Genomic DNA, 20,527 nt, shown 5'->3' with positions numbered 1-20,527 from the left:
GATATAATAATTACATACGTCAAAATGAAATTTTAAGACAAAATTCTAAGGAGGAACATTGAAATGGCAAGAAAAATGAAGACCATGGATGGTAACCATGCAGCGGCTCATGCTTCCTATGCATACACAGACGTTGCAGCAATTTACCCAATCACACCTTCATCTGTTATGGCAGAAGCTACAGACGAGTGGGCAACACAGGGAAGAAAGAACATCTTTGGACAGGAAGTACAGGTTACAGAGATGCAGTCAGAGGCAGGTGCAGCAGGTACAGTTCACGGATCTCTGGCAGCAGGAGCTCTGACAACTACTTATACAGCTTCACAGGGTCTGCTGCTTATGATTCCAAACCTTTACAAAATAGCTGGCGAGCAGCTTCCAGGTGTATTTAACGTATCTGCTCGTGCTATCGCAAGCCATGCATTATCAATCTTTGGAGATCACTCAGATGTTTACGCCTGTCGTCAGACCGGATGTGCTATGCTCTGTGAGTCCAGTGTACAGGAAGTAATGGACCTGACACCGGTTGCACACTGCGCAGCTATCAAAGGACGTATTCCATTTATTAACTTCTTCGATGGATTCCGTACATCACACGAGATTCAGAAGATCGAGACATGGGATTATGAAGATCTGAAAGATATGGTAGATATGGACGCAGTTGATGCTTTCAGAAAGCACGCTCTGAATCCAAATCACCCATGTCAGAGAGGTTCAGCTCAGAACCCGGATATCTTCTTCCAGGCAAGAGAAGCATGTAACCCATATTACGATGCTATGCCGGCTATCGTACAGGAGTACATGGACAAGGTTAATGAGAAGATCGGAACAAACTACAAACTGTTCAACTACTATGGAGCAGAAGATGCAGAGCATGTAATCGTTGCTATGGGTTCTGTCTGTGATACAATCGACGAGACAGTTGATTACCTGGTGGCAGAAGGCAAGAAGGTTGGTATTGTAAAGGTTCGTCTTTACAGACCATTCAGCGCAGAAGCATTGATCAGTGCTATTCCGGACAGTGTTAAGACAATTACAGTATTAGACAGAACAAAAGAGCCGGGAGCACTTGGCGAGCCATTATACCTGGACGTTGTAGCAGCTCTGAAGGGATCTAAGTTCGATGCAGTACCGGTACAGTCAGGACGTTACGGATTAGGTTCTAAAGATACAACACCTGCACAGATCGTTGCAGTATATGAGAACACAACAAAAGCTAAATTCACAATCGGTATCGTGGATGATGTTACAGGACTTTCACTGGAAGTTGGAGCACCGCTGGTTACTACACCGGAAGGAACAATCAACTGTAAGTTCTGGGGTCTGGGAGCAGATGGTACTGTAGGTGCTAACAAGAACTCTATCAAGATCATTGGTGATAATACAGATATGTATGCTCAGGCATACTTCGATTATGACTCTAAGAAGTCAGGTGGTGTTACAATGTCTCACCTTCGTTTCGGTAAGAAGCCGATCAAGTCTACTTACCTGATTCACAAGGCTAACTTTGTAGCATGTCACAATCCGTCCTATGTTAACAAGTATAACATGGTACAGGAACTGGTTGATGGCGGTACATTCCTTCTGAACTGCCCATGGGATATGGAAGGTCTTGAGAAACATCTGCCAGGACAGGTAAAAGCATTCATCGCTAACCACAACATCAAGCTTTACACAATCGACGGTATCAAGATTGGTAAAGAGATCGGACTTGGCGGTCGTATCAACACCGTACTTCAGTCAGCATTCTTCAAACTGGCAGCTATCATTCCAGAGGAAGAAGCTATTGACCTGATGAAGAAAGCAGCTAAGGCTACTTACGGAAGAAAAGGTGATAAGATCGTACAGATGAACTACGATGCAATTGATGCTGGTGCTAAGCAGGTAGTTGCAGTAGAAGTACCGGAGAGCTGGAAGTCATGCGAGGATGAAGGTCTGTTCTCACCAGAAGTTAAGGGTGGAAGAGAAGACGCTGTTAAATTCGTTAAGAATATCCAGGCTAAGGTAAATGCCCAGGAAGGTAATACACTGCCTGTATCTGCATTTACAGATTACGTAGATGGTTCTACACCGTCAGGTACTGCTGCATATGAGAAACGTGGTATTGCAGTAGATATCCCGGTATGGAAATCAGAAAACTGTATCCAGTGTAACCGTTGTGCATATGTATGTCCGCACGCAGTTATCCGTCCGGTAGCATTGACAGAAGAAGATATGGCTAAGGCTCCGGAAGGACTGAAGACAATTGATATGATCGGTATGCCAGGTATGAAGTTCACAATGACTGTATCAGCTTATGACTGTACAGGATGTGGATCATGTGCTAACGTTTGCCCAGGTAAGAAGGGCGAGAAAGCACTTGTTATGGCTAATATGGAAGAGAATGCCGGAGAGCAGACATTCTTCGATTTCGGAACAGAGATTCCGGTTAAGCCAGAAGTTGTTGCTAAGTTCAAAGAGAATACCGTTAAGGGCAGCCAGTTTAAACAGCCTCTGCTTGAGTTCTCAGGTGCTTGTGCAGGTTGTGGTGAGACACCTTACGCTAAACTTATAACACAGTTATTCGGTGACAGAATGTACATTGCTAATGCAACTGGATGTTCATCAATCTGGGGTAACTCTTCACCGTCTACACCTTATACAGTAACACCAGAAGGAAAAGGACCGGCTTGGTCTAACTCATTGTTCGAAGATAACGCTGAGTTTGGATATGGTATGCTGTTAGCTCAGAAGGCTCTGAGAGAAGGACTGAAAGCTAAAGTTGAGACAGTAGCTGCTTCAGAAAAAGCATCAGAAGAAGTTAAGGCTGCTTGTGCTGAATGGCTTGACACATACAGCTGTGGTGCTACTAACGGAACTGCTACAGATAAGCTTGTTGCTGCATTAGAAGGATGCGACTGCGAGACATGCCAGGATATCGTTAAGAATAAAGATTTCCTTGCTAAGAAATCACAGTGGATCTTCGGTGGTGACGGATGGGCTTACGATATCGGATTCGGTGGTGTTGACCACGTACTTGCAAGCGGCAAGGACATCAACGTTATGGTATTCGATACAGAGGTATATTCTAACACAGGTGGACAGTCTTCTAAGTCTACTAAGACAGGTGCTGTTGCTCAGTTCGCAGCAGGTGGTAAAGAGACTAAGAAGAAAGACCTTGCTGGTATTGCAATGAGCTATGGTTACGTATATGTTGCTCAGATCGCTATGGGTGCTGACTTCAATCAGACAGTTAAGGCAATCGCAGAGGCAGAGGCATATCCGGGACCATCACTGATCATCGCATACGCTCCATGTATCAACCATGGTATTAAGAAGGGTATGAGCAAAGCTCAGACAGAGGAACAGCTTGCAGTTGAGTGCGGATACTGGAATAACTTCAGATTCAACCCGGCAGCAGAAGGTGCTAAGTTTACTCTGGACAGCAAAGAGCCTAAGATGGAAGGATACAAAGACTTCCTGAACGGAGAAGTTCGTTACAATTCTCTTGCCAGATTCTATCCAGAGAAAGCAGAAGTTCTGTTTGCTAAGAATGAATCAGAAGCAAAAGACAGATACGAATATCTGAAGAAGCTTGTTACTCTGTACGGAGCAGAATAAATAGTAGCTTATTCGACAGAAAAATAAATCAGAAGTCCGTCGGGTCATTCCGGCGGACTTCTTTTCAAAGAGGAGACCGGATCATGATGGTAAATAAATCCGAGAACAGAAAAAAAGAAATAGAACTGTTACAGACAGCGCAGGATCTGACAGCGATTGTATGTGACAGTACCAGACTGCCGTATGTAGAATGTGATATTGAGACCTGTGACGATCAGGTGTTGGTATATGAGAACAGGGAAATGGCGGAAAAAGAAGCTAAGAAGATTGAGGACGCAGGATACAGAGTGCGTACTGCTCATCTTCCGCAGAAGCAGAGATTTGGATTTTTTGCAAATCTTTATTCATTGGGTGTTAATGCGGTTCTGATCAACAAAGGAGGGGAATCACAGGTACGTCTGGATTTGGATAAGGTAATTAACCGTCCGGATATTCCTCGTTTTACATATGAGATCAGAAAGGCGTTGGATGCAGGAGAAAAGCCAAAGTTTCGTGTGGAGAATCCGGAATTTCATCTGACAGCTATCTACTTCACACAGCTTTCGCGCGGGACAAAGGCGCAGGAACATGAAGAAGAACTAAAAGAGCTTCAAGAAGAGATGATGACTCATTACCGGGAAGGATATTACATTGTGGCAAGAACTAAGGAAGGAACAACACCCCTTCTGAAGACAAAGGATGGTGGCTCTTTGCAGCCGATGTTTAGCGACATGCAGGAATTCCTGAAGTTCCAACATGTGAATCCAACCATGAAAGTGGAGACGGCGGTTATGACAGAAGCAGAATTTCTGAAACATCTGGCAAAAGAGGCCACAGGAGTAGTAATTAATCCGCTTGGAATCAGTCTGCTTCTGCAGGTGAACCGTAAAAAATCGGATTAAAACCAGAGTATTGCTATGTCCGTATGAAGTGTTTGATAAAATAGTAACAGTTGACATTTTGATTCAGACATGATAAAACATATACTATATGAATAAGGTCTTGGATAGAGGCGCAGGTTTCATGAGTATCATATGACGATAGTGTGGCATACTGTTGTATGAGAAAGGGGAGACTGCCGAAGATGGATTTAAGCCAAAGGATTTGTCTGGGCTGCAGGAGAATATCTTGCGGACTGTCACGAAAGTGGAGCGCTATCATGATGAATATAAGTAAGATACATTTTGTAAAGTGTTGATTTAGTAATTAAAGTCATGGATAGTGTGCGTAAGCATTGTCCATGACTTTCTTTGTATAGTAACACTAATGTTATAGAGTATCTAAGAGAGAAGAGAGGTATTATATGAACAACATGAAGAGAAAGATCGCATGGACGATATCTGCCATTGCATTAATGGTAATGTGCTGTCCAGTGATCGCATTTGCAGCAGACGGAGCAGAAGAGTATGTTCCAAATATGTACGCCAGCTTTTGGGCGTTGATTCCGCCGGTAGTGGCAATCGCGCTTGCATTGATTACTAAGGAAGTATACAGTTCGCTGTTTATCGGTATTGTGATTGGTGGCGTATTTTATTCTAACTTTACATTTGAAAAAACGGTTACACATGTTGTACAGGATGGATTCGTCGGAGTGCTGGCTGACAGTTACAATATGGGTATTCTGATTTTCCTGGTAATCTTGGGAACGATCGTGTGTCTGATGAATCGTGCAGGAGGTTCGGCAGCATTTGGACGTTGGGCTGAGGTACACATTAAGACACGTGTAGGTGCACAGATTGCAACGATTATTTTGGGTATCCTGATCTTTATCGATGACTATTTTAACTGTCTGACAGTCGGAAGTGTTATGCGTCCGGTAACTGACCGTCATAATGTATCCAGAGCGAAGTTATCTTATCTGATTGATGCGACAGCGGCTCCGGTATGTATTATTGCACCAATCTCATCCTGGGCAGCAGCTGTTACAGGATTCGTAGAGGGTGAAGATGGACTGTCCATTTTTGTAAGAGCAATTCCGTATAATTTCTATGCATTACTTACCATTGTTATGATGTTTGGTCTGGTACTCCTCAAAGTAGAGTATGGTCCGATGAAAGTCCATGAAGATAATGCAGTTAAGAATGGAGATATTTATACAACTCCTGACAGACCATATGAGAATGCTTCCAAAGAAATCGTGAATCAGAAAGGAAGAGTTATTGATCTGGTCTTTCCGATCGTAGTGCTGATCATCTGCTGTATCATTGGAATGATCTGGTCCGGCGGATTCTTCGAGGGTCACGATTTTATCACTGCATTTTCTAACAGTGATGCATCCGTAGGACTTGCGGTAGGAAGCTTCTTTGCACTGATCATTTCCATTGTGTTCTATCTGGCAAGACGCGTACTGAACTTCGCAGACTGCATGTCATGTCTTCCGGAAGGATTTAAGGCGATGGTTCCGGCTATTCTGATCCTGACAATGGCATGGACATTGAAGGCAATGACAGACAGCCTTGGCGCGGCAGCATTTGTGGCTAACGCAATGCAGAATGCAGCAGGCGGATTGATGAGCCTGCTTCCGGCGATCATTTTCCTGGTAGGATGCTTCCTTGCATTTGCAACCGGTACATCATGGGGAACCTTTGGTATCCTGATCCCGATCGTAGTAGCTGTGTTCCAGGGAACAAATGAGACAATGATGATCATTTCTATTTCAGCGTGTATGGCAGGTGCAGTATGTGGAGATCACTGTTCACCGATTTCCGATACTACGATCATGGCATCTGCGGGAGCACAGTGTAATCATGTGAATCATGTATCTACACAGCTTCCATATGCTATCACTGTAGCGGCAATTTCATTTGTGACATATGTGGTCGCAGGTTTCGTGAGAACAGCATTTATCGCACTTCCGGTCGGAATCGTATTGACAATCGGAACCTTGCTGGTACTCCGTAAGATATATGGAAAAGAAGAATAATTGATATGATATGAAATGGGAATCCGAGAGGGTTCCCATTTTTCAGTATCGTGTCATTGGGGTTTGACAGACCTGCGACTCCGTGTTACATTAATTAGGTAAATGAGTGATGCAATTAAATACAGATGTGTGAGGTGTCGGTTGGATTACAAGTATGGTCTGACCGGTGAAAAGGGAAACAGGTGTGAATCCTGTACGAACTCGTCACCGTATTTCACGAGCAGAAGAGGTAACCACTGGGAGACCGGGAAGGATCGGATGCGTCAGAGTGATAAGCCGGGAGACCTGCCTTTCGCAGTACAGGAATGAGAATTCATGCCACGAGCAACTGGCAGTACGAAAGATAGATAAAAGACTATTTTGCTGATAGTTTTTTCTTTGTTTTTAGAATCTTCGTTCTTGTACGGAACGGAGTATTTTTGTGTCCAAAATTCAAGGAGGAACGGAACATGAAGAAGAAACTGGTAGCAGCGTTACTTACAGCAGCAATGGCAATGTCTCTGCTTGCAGGATGCGGAAGCAGTGACAGCAAGAGCAGTGATGCAGATAGCAAGGAGACAGCAGAAAGTACGGAGGATAGTGATCAGGAGGCAGCAGACAAGGTGGCAGACCTGATTGATGCAATCTATGTACAGGAGAGAACAGAGGACACTGACAAGCAGTGTGAAGAAGCAAAAGCAGCATGGGATAAGCTGACAGATGCGCAGAAGGAACTGGTATCCGGAGAGAATGCTGATCCGGACTATTTTGGAAGAGATACAGGAGATGCATCAAAAGATGATCCGTTAAATGAAGATGAGATTGGGGAAAATGAACTTCTGATCGTAAGCTTTGGTACATCATTTAATGATAGTCGTGCAACAGATATCGGTGGCATTGAGAAAGCACTTCAGGAAGCTAATCCAGACTGGTCTGTAAGAAGAGCATTTACCGCTCAGATCATTATCAACCATGTACAGGCCCGTGATGGTGAAAAGATTGATAATATGGATCAGGCACTGGAGCGTGCGGTCAATAATGGCGTAAAGAATCTGGTTGTACAGCCGACACATCTGATGCACGGAGCAGAATATGATGAACTGAGTGAAACAGTTGAGAAGTATAAGGACAAATTTGAGTCTGTAAAGATTGCAGAGCCTCTTCTTGGAGAAGTGGGATCTGATGCAACTGTGATCAATGCAGATAAAGAAGCTGTTGCAAAAGCAATCACCGACGAAGCAGTAAAGGCAGCAGAGTATGACAGCGTGGAAGCAGCAGAAGCAGACGGAACAGCATTTGTATTCATGGGACATGGTACTTCTCATGTGGCAAATGTAAGCTATGACCAGATGCAGACACAGATGGAACAGCTTGGATACAAGAATGTATTCATCGGTACTGTAGAAGGTGAACCAGAGGATACAGCCTGCGAAGCTGTTATCGACAAGATCAAGGAAGCAGGATACAAGAAAGTAATCCTTCGTCCTCTGATGGTAGTTGCAGGAGACCATGCAAATAATGATATGGCTGGTGATGATGACGATTCATGGAAGAGCCAGTTTGAAGCATCAGGAGCATTTGACAGTATTGAGACACAGATAGAAGGTCTGGGAAGAATCCCGGCTGTTCAGCAGATCTATGTAGAGCATACAAAGGCAGCTATTGAACAGTAGATTGTAGATTGTAGAGGCGGTAAAGTAAATATGTTAAGAAAGAAGATTGCGGTATTACTGCTGTCAGCAGCGATGGCAATGACCATGCTCAGCGGATGTGGTGATAACACTGCAAAAGAAGACAAAAAAGCAGCTACAGAAGATCAGAATAAGGATGATGCTTCAGAAGCTAAGGAAGAAGAGGCAGATGAAGCGGAAAAGGCACCGGTAGAAGATGGTGAATACTGGGTGGATTTTAATACTGACAGTGGTATGTTTCATGAAAATCCAGATTTCGATGGTGGTAAGGCAACATTGGTCGTTGAGGATGGAAAGATGACGGTGCATATTACTCTGAATTCCAAGAATATCGTGCAGTTATTCTTAGGAACGGCAAAGGATGCACAGAAAGATGGCGCAGATCTGATCGATCCTTCTGGTACAGAAACGATTGAATATACAGACGGTTCAGAACCGAATGAAGTATATACATTTGATGTGCCGGTAAAGAAACTGGATGAAGAGTTTGATCTGGCACTGATCGGAACCAAGGGCAAGTGGTATGACCATAAAGTCAGCGTAAGCAATCCTGTGGCAAAATAATAGAATAACTCAAAATATAAAACTCCGGCAGAGAACAAGAAAATGTTTTCTGCCGGAGTTTTTATATGTTTTTAGGATGATCAGGAGCCCAGATATTCAATGATCGTTCTGGAAATAATCATAAGCGGGATCCGCGAGTACACGGTCTGTCCTTTCGTATTTGTAATCAGTTCGGAATGACCGATCAATGCAATATCGGAATACTGTTCGAGATCCGTTGGTGTTTTGCAACAACAGGTGATTACCTTTGCTCCGATTTTCTTTGCGATGCGGGCAGAACGGGCAAGTTCCTTTGTGGAATTACGGATAGAGAGTATGACAACTGTATCATCGGCAGTGACAATTTTATCAGTGTGAATCATCCACATCACATCTTTTACAATGACTGCATCATAGCCAAGCAGTTGTAAATACATTTGAAATTCTTCTGCAATCAGTGCAGTAAACCCTCTTGCGTAGATAAAAATACGTTTTGAATGCTTAATATAATCAATTGCCTGCAAAATAGAAGTAATGTTGAGATTATCAATGGTTTTGGTGCATTCCCGGAAAGATTTGTCGAGAATTTCATTGACAGCATAAGGGGAGCGGAGAGTTTGCTCATCTTTCGTATCCTGAGACAGTTTGTATCTGAGTTCGGTAATTCCCTGAAAACCGCATTTCTGGATCGCGCGGGTGACAGTTGCAGGGGAAGTAAAGGTTTTGTCTGCAATACTGGTGATAGAAAGCAAAGGGATTTTGGCTTCATTCTGGTTAATAAAATCGATTACACAGCGTTCTGATTCAGATAAAGACTGATATACTGTTTTGTTGATTTGAATGATCATGACTGTATTCCTTCTTTCATTTTCAAAAGTATATTTATTTTAACATGAATCTGAAAAAACGCTATATTAAAATACAAAATGCTGAAAATATATTTTCAAAAGCAAGCTGACTTGTGCGTTTTTTTGAAAAGGTTTTCGCTGAAATCATATTTTCAACAGAATGGATTTGAGATATGATTTTATCAACAAAAAAACGTACGTACATTTTAATGTTATAATATTCGTACATATTCAACGGCCGGAATCATGTACAGACGAGAGAAGGAGTTAAGCAATGTATAGTACTTTAAAAGAAGTGTTGAAAGAAGCAAATGACCTGAATATGGCGGTTGGCGCATTCAACACCCATAACCTGGAAATGTTACCGGCGATCATTAAAGCTGCTGTAAAAGAGAAAACACCGGTTATCGTTCAGACAAGCTGCGGTACAGCGAATTATATCGGACACAAGAATCTGGTAAGTATCTGCAAGTCCATGGCTGATGAATACGGTGCAGAGGTTGTGCTTCATCTGGATCACGCCAAGGACTATGATGAGATCCGCAAGGCAATTGATGCCGGATACAGTTCAGTTATGTTTGATGGTTCTTCATTACCGTTAAAGGAAAATATCCTCGGCACCAAGCGTGTTGTTGCATATGCGAAGAAGTACGGAGTAAGCGTAGAGGCAGAGCTTGGAACAGTCGGCGGTACAGAGGACGGCATCGCTGTTGCACAGGATGAAGTAAGATATACAGATCCGGCAGATGCAGTTGAGTTTGTAAAGCAGACAGGAATTGATGCATTGGCTGTTGCAATAGGAACCAATCATGGTCAGTACAAATCCAAGACCAATATCAATTTTGAACGGTTGAAAGAGATTAAAGATGTGGTAGACATTCCACTGGTTATCCACGGAGGAACAGGAGTTAAGGAAGAAGATGTGAAGAAAGTCATCGACCTTGGAATCCGTAAGTTTAACGTAGGTACAGAGCTTCTGGTAGGCTGGAACAGAGAATCAAAAGCCTGCTATGATGAACATAAGGAAAATATTTCCAACCGTGAAAATGTAGTTCCGTGTCTGAATGTAATTGAAGAAATTGTAAGCAGAAAGATCAAACTGTTCAAAAATATAGACTAGAGGTAATGCTTATGAAAGCGGGATATTATGTAGGAGATTATACATACGAGGTAAGAGACATACCCGACCGTGAACCGGAAAAAGATGAAGTGAAGATCAAAGTTGCATGGTGCGGCTTATGCGGAACGGATGTACACAAGTTCCAGGGCAAGAATGGAGCGAGCGTCGTAATCCCTCCGATCATTCTGGGACATGAGTGTTCCGGAATTGTGACAGCAGTCGGTGATGAATGTGAACATTTCAAACCAGGGGATCGGGTGGCGTGTGATCCGAGTTGGGGCTGTGGCAAATGTGAATGGTGTAAACAGGGATTTCCGAATTTCTGTGAGAAACGTCATGGAGTTGCCAAAGGTTTCGCTGAGTATGTGTACCCACCGGAGTCGAATGTGTATCATATAGCAGATTCACTGGATCTGGAGAAGGCGGCATTTACGGAACCGTTATCCTGCGCACTCCACGGTATGGATCTGATTCATATGGAAAGCGGCAAGAGAGTGGCAATGTATGGAATGGGAGCGATCGGTTCGCTGATGTTGCAACTGATCAGGCTTACCGGACCAAGAGAATTGATCGTGATCGAACGGGAAGAGGAGAAGCGTAAGCTTGCACTGGAACTGGGGGCGACGATGGCAGTCACAGATCAGGAGATTGAAGAAATCGCAGCCAGAGAGAATATTGACTACGTGATAGAATGTATCGGACTGAAGAGCACGATGGAGCAGGCAATCGAAATTGCCGGTAAGAATGCGAGGTGCTGTTGTTTGGTCTGGGGGATCCGGAACAGAAAGTTGAATTTAATCAGTTCAAAGCATATACAAAAGAACTTAGCATTTATACATCTTACCTGAATCCGCATACAACGAGACGGGCAATATCGTTATTAGAGAGTGGAGCAATCGATACAGATAAAATTATAAGCGCAGAGCTTAATCTGGAAGAAATGGGAGAAGAATTAAAAACACTGAAGAATTCCAGAAAAGGAAAAGTTATGGTGCGTTTAAGTGGTGAACTTTAAGAGGAGGAAAAGGATATGTTTATTTCAGCAATATTAGTTGCGTTGCTGGCTACATGTGGCCAGTGGTGGTTCTTCGGACCGATTACCAAGTGTCTGGTATATCCATTGACAACAGGTACTCTGGTCGGAGTATTTATGGGTGACCCGATGACCGGTATGCTGGCAGGTGCCAATATCCAGCTTATCTATCTGGGATGGATATCTGCCGGAGGAACAATGCCGAGTAATACAATTGTAGCAGGTATCTTTGGTACAGCAATGACCATCCTGTCAGGTGCAGACCCGACAATGGCAGTAACATTTGCAATTCCATTCAGTATGTTAGGTCTGTTACAGAATCAGGTATACATGACAACCAATGCTGCATGGATCCATCAGGCAGATAAGATGCTTGAGAAAGGCAATTTGAGAGGAGTTCGTTTGATGAACTTCCTGCCGTCATTCTGTATGGCATTTCTGTTATATGGTGTTCCGGCATTTGCAATGGTTATGTTCGGAAGCGGATGGGCAGAGAGCCTGATCAACGCAGTTCCGGAAAATGTGATCAGCGCATTACAGGTAGTTGGAGGCATCATGCCTGCACTTGGTATTGCAATGCTCCTGAATTACCTTGGAAAGAAGACTTTGATTCCATGGTTCTTCGGAGGATTCTTCCTGACAGTATACTCAGGACTGGGACTGACAGCAGTATCTATCTTCTCAGCAATCATCGCACTGATCCTGTATCTGAACCAGGGTAAGAGCGCAGAGCAGACAGAGAAGAAGAAAGTAAAGAGACTGTCTCTGAACAAGACGGTAGAAGTAAAAGAAGCTGGAGTACCGGCAGAGGCTCCGGAAGAAGAGAAGAAAGAAATCGTATACAACAAGAAGCTGTCTAAGAAGACACTTATCAAGACATGGCTTTGGACAACAAGTACAGAAGCATGTTACAACTATGAAAGACTTCAGGCTCTGGGAGCTGCCAACCTGATGCTGACACCGATCAGAGAGTTATACGACACCAATGAGAGACGAGTAGAAGAGCTGAAGAAATACATGGTATTCTACAACTCAGAAGTATTTACGATTGGACCTATCATCAATGGTATTGCATGCTCTATGGAAGAAGCAAGAGCAAATGGTGAAAATGTAACAGCAAAAGATATTAACTCAGTACGTACAGGTCTGATGGGACCGGTTGCAGGTATCGGTGATACCGTAATGCAGGGAATCTTATTCCCGATCCTGTTTGGTATCGGATGCTCTATGGCACTGGAAGGAAGCTATCTTGGACCAATCCTTTCATTCGTGATCTTTGAAGCACTGATCTTTGGATGTGGATACTTCATGTTCATGACAGGTTACAAACATGGTAAAACTTCGCTGCTTCAGATTTTGAAAAATGGAACGATCGACAAGATCATTAACGCATTCAGTATCGTAGGCCTGATGGTTGTAGGTTCTATGGCAGCAACCCGAGTTGCAGTTAATACACCGCTTGCGATCCATGTGGGCGAAGGAACAACAGAATTCCAGTCTGTACTGGATTCACTGGCACCAGGACTCATTCCGCTTGGAATTACCATGCTGGTATGGTGGATGCTGAAGAAGAAAGTAAATACCCTTTGGATTATTTTGGTAATCTTTGTAGTTGGTATTCTTGGATACTTTACCGGTATTCTTGGATATGTAGGATAATAAAGGAGAAGAAAGGCAATGGTTAACATTATTCTTATCAGTCACGGAGTATTTTGTGAAGGATTACTCAGTTCATTGAAAATGATAGCAGGAGATGAATTTGGCGTTCGTGCGGTGCCGTTATTTCCGGGAGAGACGGTAGATGCGTATCGGGAAAAGCTTGGAAATGCATTGGATGAGACAGCCGGAGAAGATGGAACGCTGGTTCTTGCAGATATCATGAGCGGTACGCCGTATCAGAGTGCTGCATACCTGTCGAAAACATACAAAATAGGTCTTGTGTCAGGTATGAATATGCCAATGCTTTTGTCCCTTGCTCTGGAACTTACAGAGGAAGTTACTCTTGAGGAAGCTGTGAAAAAGGCAGCTTCCCAGGAGTCCTGGGGAATTAATGGAACTACATTTGAGAAGGGAGAGAAAAAAAGACGTGCAAAACTTAGTATTAACAAGAATTGATGACAGATTGATCCATGGACAGGTGATGACAGCCTGGATTAAAAATCGCAAAGCAAATCAGGTGGTAATTGTAGACGATGATGTAGCAAATGATGAATACATGATCGATGTATTGGAGATGGCAATCCCGGAAGAAATCGCAATTGGAATTTTCACTAAAGAAGACGGCGTATTATTCTTTTCACAGGGATTAGATGAGCCGACAATCCTTCTGGTAAAAGGACCGGAAGCATTGAATTATCTGGTAGATCACGGTATCGTTATCGATGAAGTAGACGTAGGCGGTATGGGTGCACGAAACGACAGAAGCGTATTATATAAGAATATTTCTACCAGCCCAAGTGAAAATGAAGAATTCAAACAGCTGCTGGAGAAGAATGTAAATGTGTTTATTCAGGTAATGCCACAGGATAAACCGGTAAGCATTGCTGAATATCTGAAGAAATAGAATGTGAGGCAAGACTATGAATACAGAAAAAATGACAGGAAAGACAATTGTGATTACAGGTTCAGGAAGCGGTATGGGAGCTGCTATGGCAAAAGAATTTGCATCCCGTGAGGCAAAGGTTGCACTGCTGGATTTGAACGAAGAAGGACTGAAAAAAACTGCAAAGGCAATCGAAGATAACGGTGGTCAGTGCGTTTATTATAAGACAGATGTCACAGATAAAAAGGCTGTTGAAGCAGTAGCGGATGCAGTGGAGGAGAAATTTGGACCTATCACATCATGGGTAAATTCAGCAGGTGTATCCAGAATGCAGCCATTCCTGGATTGCAGCGAAGAACTGTGGGATCTGACCATTGATGTCAATCTGAAAGCGACATTCTTATGTTGTCAGGTGGCAATCACTAAGATGCTGGAGCATGGCGGTGGAACAATCCTGAATATGTCTTCACTGTCCGGTAAGAAACCAAGCTCATGGCAGACGATTTACTGTGCAAGTAAATTTGGTGTACAGGGATTGACACAGTCAATTGCTAAAGAATTTGCAGACAAGAATATTCGTGTAAACTCTATCTGTCCAGGTATAGTACATACCGAGATGTGGGATCGACTGAAATACGAATACGCAAAGAAGCGTGATCTTGATCCGGAAGAAGTATTACCATATTTTGAAAAGAACATCCCGATGCATCGTCTTGTGGATCTGAAAGATGTAACACAGGCAGCAGTATTTCTGCTTACCGACTGTTCTTCTTATCTGACCGGACAGTCTATTAATCTGGTCGGCGGAGAATGGATGGATTAATACAGATCAATATTTTGAACTGAAACTGAAGGAGACCAGTTATGCAGGAACTCTCTCTTAATGGAAAAGAACAGCTATATTATCAGGTATACAATATTCTGTTTCAGGATATCATGAGTGGAAAATATCAGATCGGGGATAAGATACCAGCGGAAAGTGAGCTGATGGAGACCTTTCATGTCAGTCGTGCGACCGCCAGAAGAGCCATGGAAATGCTGGCTAATGAAGGATTGGTGGTTAAAAAACAAGGTCAGGGAACGACGGTAATTTCCAATCAGACAAGGAATTCACTGAAACGAGTTGTCAGGTATACAAAGAAGCAGGATCTGGATCATGCAGTGACCGTGAAAAAAATGGTCGAGCAGACTACAGTGCCGGCAGATGAGAAGATCGCAAAGAAACTTGCGCTTCCTACGGGCAGAGAACTGATCAAACTGAAGAGAGTCAGATATGCAGATGAAGAGCCGTTCTACTGTGAAGTGAATTACTTTGAAAAAGAGTATGTACCGGAAGTACTGGAGAGAGATTTTTCCGTAGAGTCGCTGAGGGTGTTTCTGGTAGAGACATATCATATCCGCTGGTCTTGTGCCAATCAGAATGTCTATGCGATCCTGGCAGATCAGGAAATGGCAGAACTGCTTCAGGTAGCGGAAAGAAGTCCGCTGATCGCGATTGAGCGAGTATCATATGATGATAAATCCGTGCCGAGAGAGTATGTAGTAACTTATTACCGGGGTGATAAATATCATCTGGAAATTGATCTGGCTATGTAAAGGAGAAAGAGATGAAACAGATGTTAATTCTGCTGGCGGGATATCCGGGAACCGGCAAATCCTATCTGGCTAATATGCTGATCGAACGTTTTCCAGAGCTTCAGATCCTGTCTCCGGATGATGTCAAGGAAGAGTACTGGGATCGTTATGGATTCCATGATCTGGAGGAAAAAGAAGAACTGATCAAACTCAGCTGGCAGGAATATTATAAGCGGATGGAAGATGCATTTGCAGAGCATAAGTCACTGATATCGGACTATCCGTTCAGCCATAAGCAAAGAGATCAGCTGGAAAGCATCAGCAGCAGACATCATTGTCAGGTGGTTACCATCCGACTGGTCGGAGATATCGGCGTGTTGTATGAGAGACAGCGTAAACGGGATCTGGATAATTCCAGACACTTGGGACACATCGTATGCTGTTATCAGAAGGGAATGCCGATTGCGCATGAGGATGCCGACAATCTGCTGACGTATGAAGAATTCTACCGCAGATGTACAGAACGCGGTTACGGAGAATTTGCACTTGGTGAGACCATTGAGCTCGATGTAACAGATTTTAGTAAAGTAGATTATGAAGCTGTATTTCAGAGAATAAGAGAAATAGGAAAATGATAGAATCCCGGCAGGTGGAACGTAGAGATATGTTCTGCCTGCTGTTTCTTTATGTGTTACATGTTCTCGATAAACATATCTTCCGGATGAAAAAAGAAATAGATTGTGTTACAATGGGAGATAATGATGAATGATTGAATAGAATTGGAGACTAGAGTATGAGTATAAGAGATTTGAATCAATACGAGATTATAAAGGATGAAGATCTGCAGGATGTCAAGTGCCACGGTTATCTGCTGAAGCATAAGAAAAGCGGTGCCAAACTGGTGCTAATGGAGGCAGATGATGACAATAAGGTGTTTTCAGTAGGGTTCCGTACACCGCCGGAGGACAGCACAGGACTTCCGCATATTCTGGAGCATTCGGTACTGTGCGGATCTGATCATTTCCCAGTCAAGGATCCGTTTGTAGAGCTGGTCAAAGGATCACTGAATACATTTTTGAATGCGATGACTTATCCGGACAAGACGATGTATCCGGTGGCAAGCTGCAATGATAAGGATTTTCAGAATCTGATGCATGTATATATGGATGCAGTATTCTATCCGAATATCTATAAGCATGAGGAGATTTTCCGTCAGGAGGGATGGAGTTATAAGCTGGATTCAGAGGATGCGGATCTGGAATACAACGGCGTTGTATATAATGAGATGAAAGGAGCATTTTCTTCACCGGAGGGCGTGCTTGACCGGGTGGTATTGAATGAACTGTTCCCGGATACAGCTTATGCTAATGAATCAGGCGGAGATCCGGATGTGATCCCGAATCTCAGCTATGAGCAGTTTCTTGCATTTCACAAGAAATATTATCATCCGTCCAACAGCTATATCTATCTGTATGGTGATATGGATATGGAAGAGAAGCTTGTATGGTTGGATCAGAAATATCTGAGTAAATTTGATGTGGCAGAGATTGATTCGCGGATTGCTTATCAGGAGCCATTTACGAAGATGAAAGAAGTGGAGATGCCATATTCGGTTACCAGTGAGGAACCATTGGAGGATAATACATTCCTTTCTTATAATAAGGTAATCGGAACCAGTCTGGATAAAGAATTGTATGTGGCGTTTGAGATTCTGGATTATGCGTTGTTATCAGCACCGGGAGCACCGCTTAAGAAGGCACTGTTAGAGGCTGGAATTGGTAAGGATATTCTGGGCTCTTATGACAATGGCATATATCAGCCAATTTTTTCTGTAGTTGCTAAGAATGCGAATCCGGAGCAGAAGGAAGAATTTGTGACACTGATCGAGAAGCTTCTTACAGATATGACAGAGCATGGCATTGACAGAAAAGCACTGGAGGCAGGTATTAATTATCATGAGTTCCAGTACCGAGAAGCGGATTACGGACGTTACCCGAAGGGTCTGATGTACGGTCTGCAGATCATGGACAGCTGGCTCTATGATGAAAATGAACCGTTTATTCATATCCAGGCATTGGACACATTCGCATTTCTTAAGAAACAGATGAATACCGGATATTTTGAGAATCTGATCCGTGAGTATCTGCTGGACAATGAGCACGGTGTGATCGTAACGCTGAAACCGGAGCGCGGACGTACAGCGCGTATGGACAAGGAACTTCACGATAAGCTGCAGGCATATAAGGCAGGTCTCAGCAAAGAAGAGATTGCAGAATTAGTAGAGCGTACGAAGGCGTTGGAAATATATCAGTCAGAGCCATCCGATGCGGAAGCGCTGGCTACGATCCTGTATTGAAGCGTGAGGATATCAGCAGAGAGATTGCACCGATCTATAATGAAGAAATGAAACTCGCAGGTATTCCGATGGTATTCCACGAGATTGATACCAATGGTATAGGCTATATAGATATTATGTTCGATATGTCAGAGGTTCCGGAGGAACTGCTTCCGTATGCGGGAATCCTGCAGGGTGTGCTGGGAATCATTGATACAGAGAATTATGAATATGGTGAACTCTTTAATGAGATCAATGTGCATACCGGCGGTATCGGTACATCGTTGGAACTTTACACAGATGTGACCAAGGCAAAAGAAAAAGAATTCCGGGCAACATTCGAGATCAAGGCCAAAGCATTATATGACAAGCTTCCAATTGCATTTAACATGATGCAGGAGATTCTGGTAAGATCGAAGCTGGATGATGAGAAACGTCTGAAAGAGATCATTGCCATGACAGCATCCAGATTGCTGATGCGGTTCCAGTCATCCGGACATACGACAGCAGCGCTCCGGGCAATGTCTTATGCGTCACCGTCAGCCAAGCTAAAAGATATGACTAGCGGTATTGAGTACTACCAGAATGTGGCAAGAATTGAGAAAGCATTTGATACAGAAAAGGATGAGCTGATCACCAATCTCATCAAGCTTACCAGAATGCTGTTCCGTGCTGACAATATGATGATCAGCTATACGGCAGAACGTGTGGGACTGGAAGGAATGAAGCAGCAGATCAGCGCATTTGCGGAAGGCTTATATCTGCAGGAGAAAGCGAACGGAGAGCATTGCAAGCTTCATTGTGAGAAGAAGAATGAAGGATTCAAGACAGCATCCAAAGTACAATATGTGGCACGTTGTGGTAATTTCATTGATCAGGGTGCAGAATATACCGGAGCACTGCAGGTACTGAAAGTAATCATGGGTTATGAATATCTGTGGCAGAATATCCGTGTAAAAGGTGGAGCATATGGATGTATGAGTAACTTTAACCGGATTGGAGAAGGGTATTTTGTATCTTATCGTGATCCGAATCTGGAACGCACGATGGAGATTTATGAAGGCGTGGCAGATTATCTGCGGACATTTACCGTCAGTGATTTTGATATGAATAAATATATCATCGGTACGATCAGTAATCTGGATCAGCCGATGACACCGGCATTGAAAGGTGACCGTTCCATGAACCTGTATATGAATCATGTGACAGAAGATATGATCAAAGAAGAACGTGCACAGGTACTGGAGGCAACACAGGAAGATATCAGAGGACTTGCAGGAATCGTGGAAGCGATGATGAAAGCAGAGCAGATCTGTGTCATCGGAAGTGAGGACAAGATCGAAGAAGCGAAGGATATGTTTGATACCGTGACCGGATTTTAGCCGGATTATGAGTATCTGAAAGATAAGGAGAACCAGATGAAAAAAGATTATAAATCAGGATTTGTAACACTGATCGGCCGTCCGAATGTGGGCAAATCTACATTGATGAATTACCTGATCGGACAGAAGATTGCAATTACATCGAATAAGCCACAGACGACTAGAAACCGGATTCAGACGGTGCTGACAACGGAGGAAGGGCAGATTATTTTTGTGGACACACCGGGTATCCACAAGGCAAAGAACAAGCTGGGCGAGTACATGGTTAATGTGGCTGAACGCACATTGAACGAAGTAGATGCGGTGCTGTGGTTAGTTGAGCCGACAACGTTTATCGGAGCCGGTGAAAAGCATATTGCAGATCAGCTGAAAAAAGTAACAACACCTGTCATTCTTGTTATTAATAAGGTAGATTCTGTGAAGAAAGAGGAAGTGCTGGCTTCTATTGCAGCATATCAGGACATTTATGATTTCGCGGCAATCGTGCCGGTATCGGCCAGAAGTGGGGAGAATACCAAAGAACTTCTGAAGGTAGTATATCAGTATCTGCCGTATGGACCTCAGTTTTACGATGAGGATACGATTACTGATCAGCCGGAGCGTCAGATCGTGGCAGAGCTGATCCGTGAGAAGGCATTACACTGCCTGAATGAAGAGATCCCTCATGGTATCGCAGTTGTGATCGACAGCATGAAGAAAAAAGGTAAAGTGATGCATATTGATGCCACGATCATCTGTGAACGTGATTCACATAAGGGTATCATTATTGGAAAACAAGGAAGTATGTTGAAAAAGATCGGAAGTACTGCGCGGTATGAGATTGAGAAAATGCTGGATATGCAGGCAAATCTGAAGCTTTGGGTCAAGGTAAAGAAGGACTGGAGAGACAGTGATTTCCTTGTGAAAAATTTTGGATACCGGGAAGATGAATAAAACGCCCCTTCCATAGGAGAACCTAATCCTATAACACAGGATGA

General features: G+C 43.4%; 16 protein-coding genes, 1 pseudogene and 2 riboswitches. Of the genes and pseudogenes, 16 read left to right on the top strand and 1 reads right to left on the bottom strand.

Annotation, left to right across the window (positions count from 1 at the left end; genetic code table 11):
- Positions 1 to 63: 63 nt before the first annotated feature.
- From nifJ to DXA18_RS03865, 5 genes are all read left to right on the top strand, one after another.
- On the top strand, positions 64 to 3,600 hold the full coding sequence (nifJ, locus tag DXA18_RS03885) for a pyruvate:ferredoxin (flavodoxin) oxidoreductase (protein ID WP_118382765.1): 3,537 nt from the start codon (positions 64 to 66) through the stop codon (positions 3,598 to 3,600).
- An 83-nt stretch (positions 3,601 to 3,683) separates the two neighbouring features.
- Complete coding sequence (locus DXA18_RS03880) at positions 3,684 to 4,481, top strand: SseB family protein (RefSeq protein ID WP_118382764.1); 798 nt, start codon at positions 3,684 to 3,686, stop codon at positions 4,479 to 4,481.
- A gap of 97 nt (positions 4,482 to 4,578) precedes the next feature.
- Positions 4,579 to 4,744, top strand: a riboswitch (Lysine riboswitch).
- Between the two features lie 147 nt (positions 4,745 to 4,891).
- Complete coding sequence (locus DXA18_RS03875; RefSeq protein ID WP_442873204.1) at positions 4,892 to 6,502, top strand: Na+/H+ antiporter NhaC family protein; 1,611 nt, start codon at positions 4,892 to 4,894, stop codon at positions 6,500 to 6,502.
- 115 nt (positions 6,503 to 6,617) lie between these two features.
- Positions 6,618 to 6,809: riboswitch (cobalamin riboswitch) on the top strand.
- A 142-nt stretch (positions 6,810 to 6,951) separates the two neighbouring features.
- Entirely contained in the window at positions 6,952 to 8,154 is a 1,203-nt protein-coding gene (locus DXA18_RS03870) for a sirohydrochlorin cobaltochelatase (protein ID WP_118382762.1), read from the top strand.
- Between the two features lie 30 nt (positions 8,155 to 8,184).
- Entirely contained in the window at positions 8,185 to 8,736 is a 552-nt protein-coding gene (locus DXA18_RS03865; protein WP_118382761.1) for a hypothetical protein, read from the top strand.
- An 80-nt stretch (positions 8,737 to 8,816) separates the two neighbouring features.
- On the opposite strand, the gene DXA18_RS03860 is transcribed toward DXA18_RS03865, so the two are convergent.
- Positions 8,817 to 9,563: a MurR/RpiR family transcriptional regulator gene (locus DXA18_RS03860; protein ID WP_118382760.1), complete on the bottom strand. Its 747-nt coding sequence runs from the start codon at positions 9,561 to 9,563 to the stop codon at positions 8,817 to 8,819.
- 274 nt (positions 9,564 to 9,837) lie between these two features.
- On the opposite strand from DXA18_RS03860, the gene DXA18_RS03855 reads away from it, so the two are divergent.
- From DXA18_RS03855 to era, 11 genes and pseudogenes are all read left to right on the top strand, one after another.
- The gene (locus tag DXA18_RS03855; RefSeq protein ID WP_118382759.1) at positions 9,838 to 10,683 is read left to right on the top strand and encodes a class II fructose-bisphosphate aldolase; all 846 of its coding nucleotides are present in this window, start codon (positions 9,838 to 9,840) and stop codon (positions 10,681 to 10,683) included.
- 11 nt (positions 10,684 to 10,694) lie between these two features.
- Positions 10,695 to 11,531 (top strand): alcohol dehydrogenase catalytic domain-containing protein, encoded by an 837-nt coding sequence (locus DXA18_RS03850; RefSeq protein ID WP_243007018.1) that lies wholly within the window; start codon positions 10,695 to 10,697, stop codon positions 11,529 to 11,531.
- Entirely contained in the window at positions 11,441 to 11,698 is a 258-nt protein-coding gene (locus tag DXA18_RS16015; RefSeq protein WP_243007027.1) for a hypothetical protein, read from the top strand. The genes DXA18_RS03850 and DXA18_RS16015 overlap by 91 nt, the downstream gene beginning before the upstream one ends.
- A gap of 15 nt (positions 11,699 to 11,713) precedes the next feature.
- Positions 11,714 to 13,375: a PTS system mannose/fructose/sorbose family transporter subunit IID gene (locus DXA18_RS03845; protein WP_118382758.1), complete on the top strand. Its 1,662-nt coding sequence runs from the start codon at positions 11,714 to 11,716 to the stop codon at positions 13,373 to 13,375.
- Positions 13,376 to 13,393: 18 nt separating this feature from the next.
- Entirely contained in the window at positions 13,394 to 13,831 is a 438-nt protein-coding gene (locus DXA18_RS03840; RefSeq protein ID WP_118382757.1) for a PTS sugar transporter subunit IIA, read from the top strand.
- A complete protein-coding gene (locus DXA18_RS03835) occupies positions 13,803 to 14,279 on the top strand; it encodes a PTS system mannose/fructose/N-acetylgalactosamine-transporter subunit IIB (RefSeq protein ID WP_118382756.1) in 477 nt (158 codons plus the stop codon). The genes DXA18_RS03840 and DXA18_RS03835 overlap by 29 nt, the downstream gene beginning before the upstream one ends.
- A 16-nt stretch (positions 14,280 to 14,295) precedes the next feature.
- Positions 14,296 to 15,081: an SDR family NAD(P)-dependent oxidoreductase gene (locus DXA18_RS03830; protein ID WP_118382755.1), complete on the top strand. Its 786-nt coding sequence runs from the start codon at positions 14,296 to 14,298 to the stop codon at positions 15,079 to 15,081.
- Positions 15,082 to 15,122: 41 nt separating this feature from the next.
- A complete protein-coding gene (locus DXA18_RS03825; RefSeq protein ID WP_118382754.1) occupies positions 15,123 to 15,854 on the top strand; it encodes a GntR family transcriptional regulator in 732 nt (243 codons plus the stop codon).
- Between the two features lie 11 nt (positions 15,855 to 15,865).
- On the top strand, positions 15,866 to 16,468 hold the full coding sequence (locus DXA18_RS03820; RefSeq protein WP_118382753.1) for an AAA family ATPase: 603 nt from the start codon (positions 15,866 to 15,868) through the stop codon (positions 16,466 to 16,468).
- A gap of 158 nt (positions 16,469 to 16,626) precedes the next feature.
- Positions 16,627 to 19,550: pseudogene (locus DXA18_RS03815) on the top strand (insulinase family protein).
- 36 nt (positions 19,551 to 19,586) lie between these two features.
- Positions 19,587 to 20,483, top strand: coding sequence for a GTPase Era (gene era / locus DXA18_RS03810; protein WP_118382752.1), 897 nt, complete (start codon positions 19,587 to 19,589; stop codon positions 20,481 to 20,483).
- Positions 20,484 to 20,527 lie beyond the last annotated feature (44 nt).

This window comes from Dorea sp. AM58-8 (assembly GCF_003464045.1).
In the GTDB taxonomy this organism is placed as follows: Bacteria; Bacillota; Clostridia; order Lachnospirales; family Lachnospiraceae; genus Claveliimonas; species Claveliimonas ammoniilytica.
The sequence above is the reverse complement of the archived record's forward strand: the minus strand, read 5'-3'. Positions and strand labels throughout refer to the sequence as shown.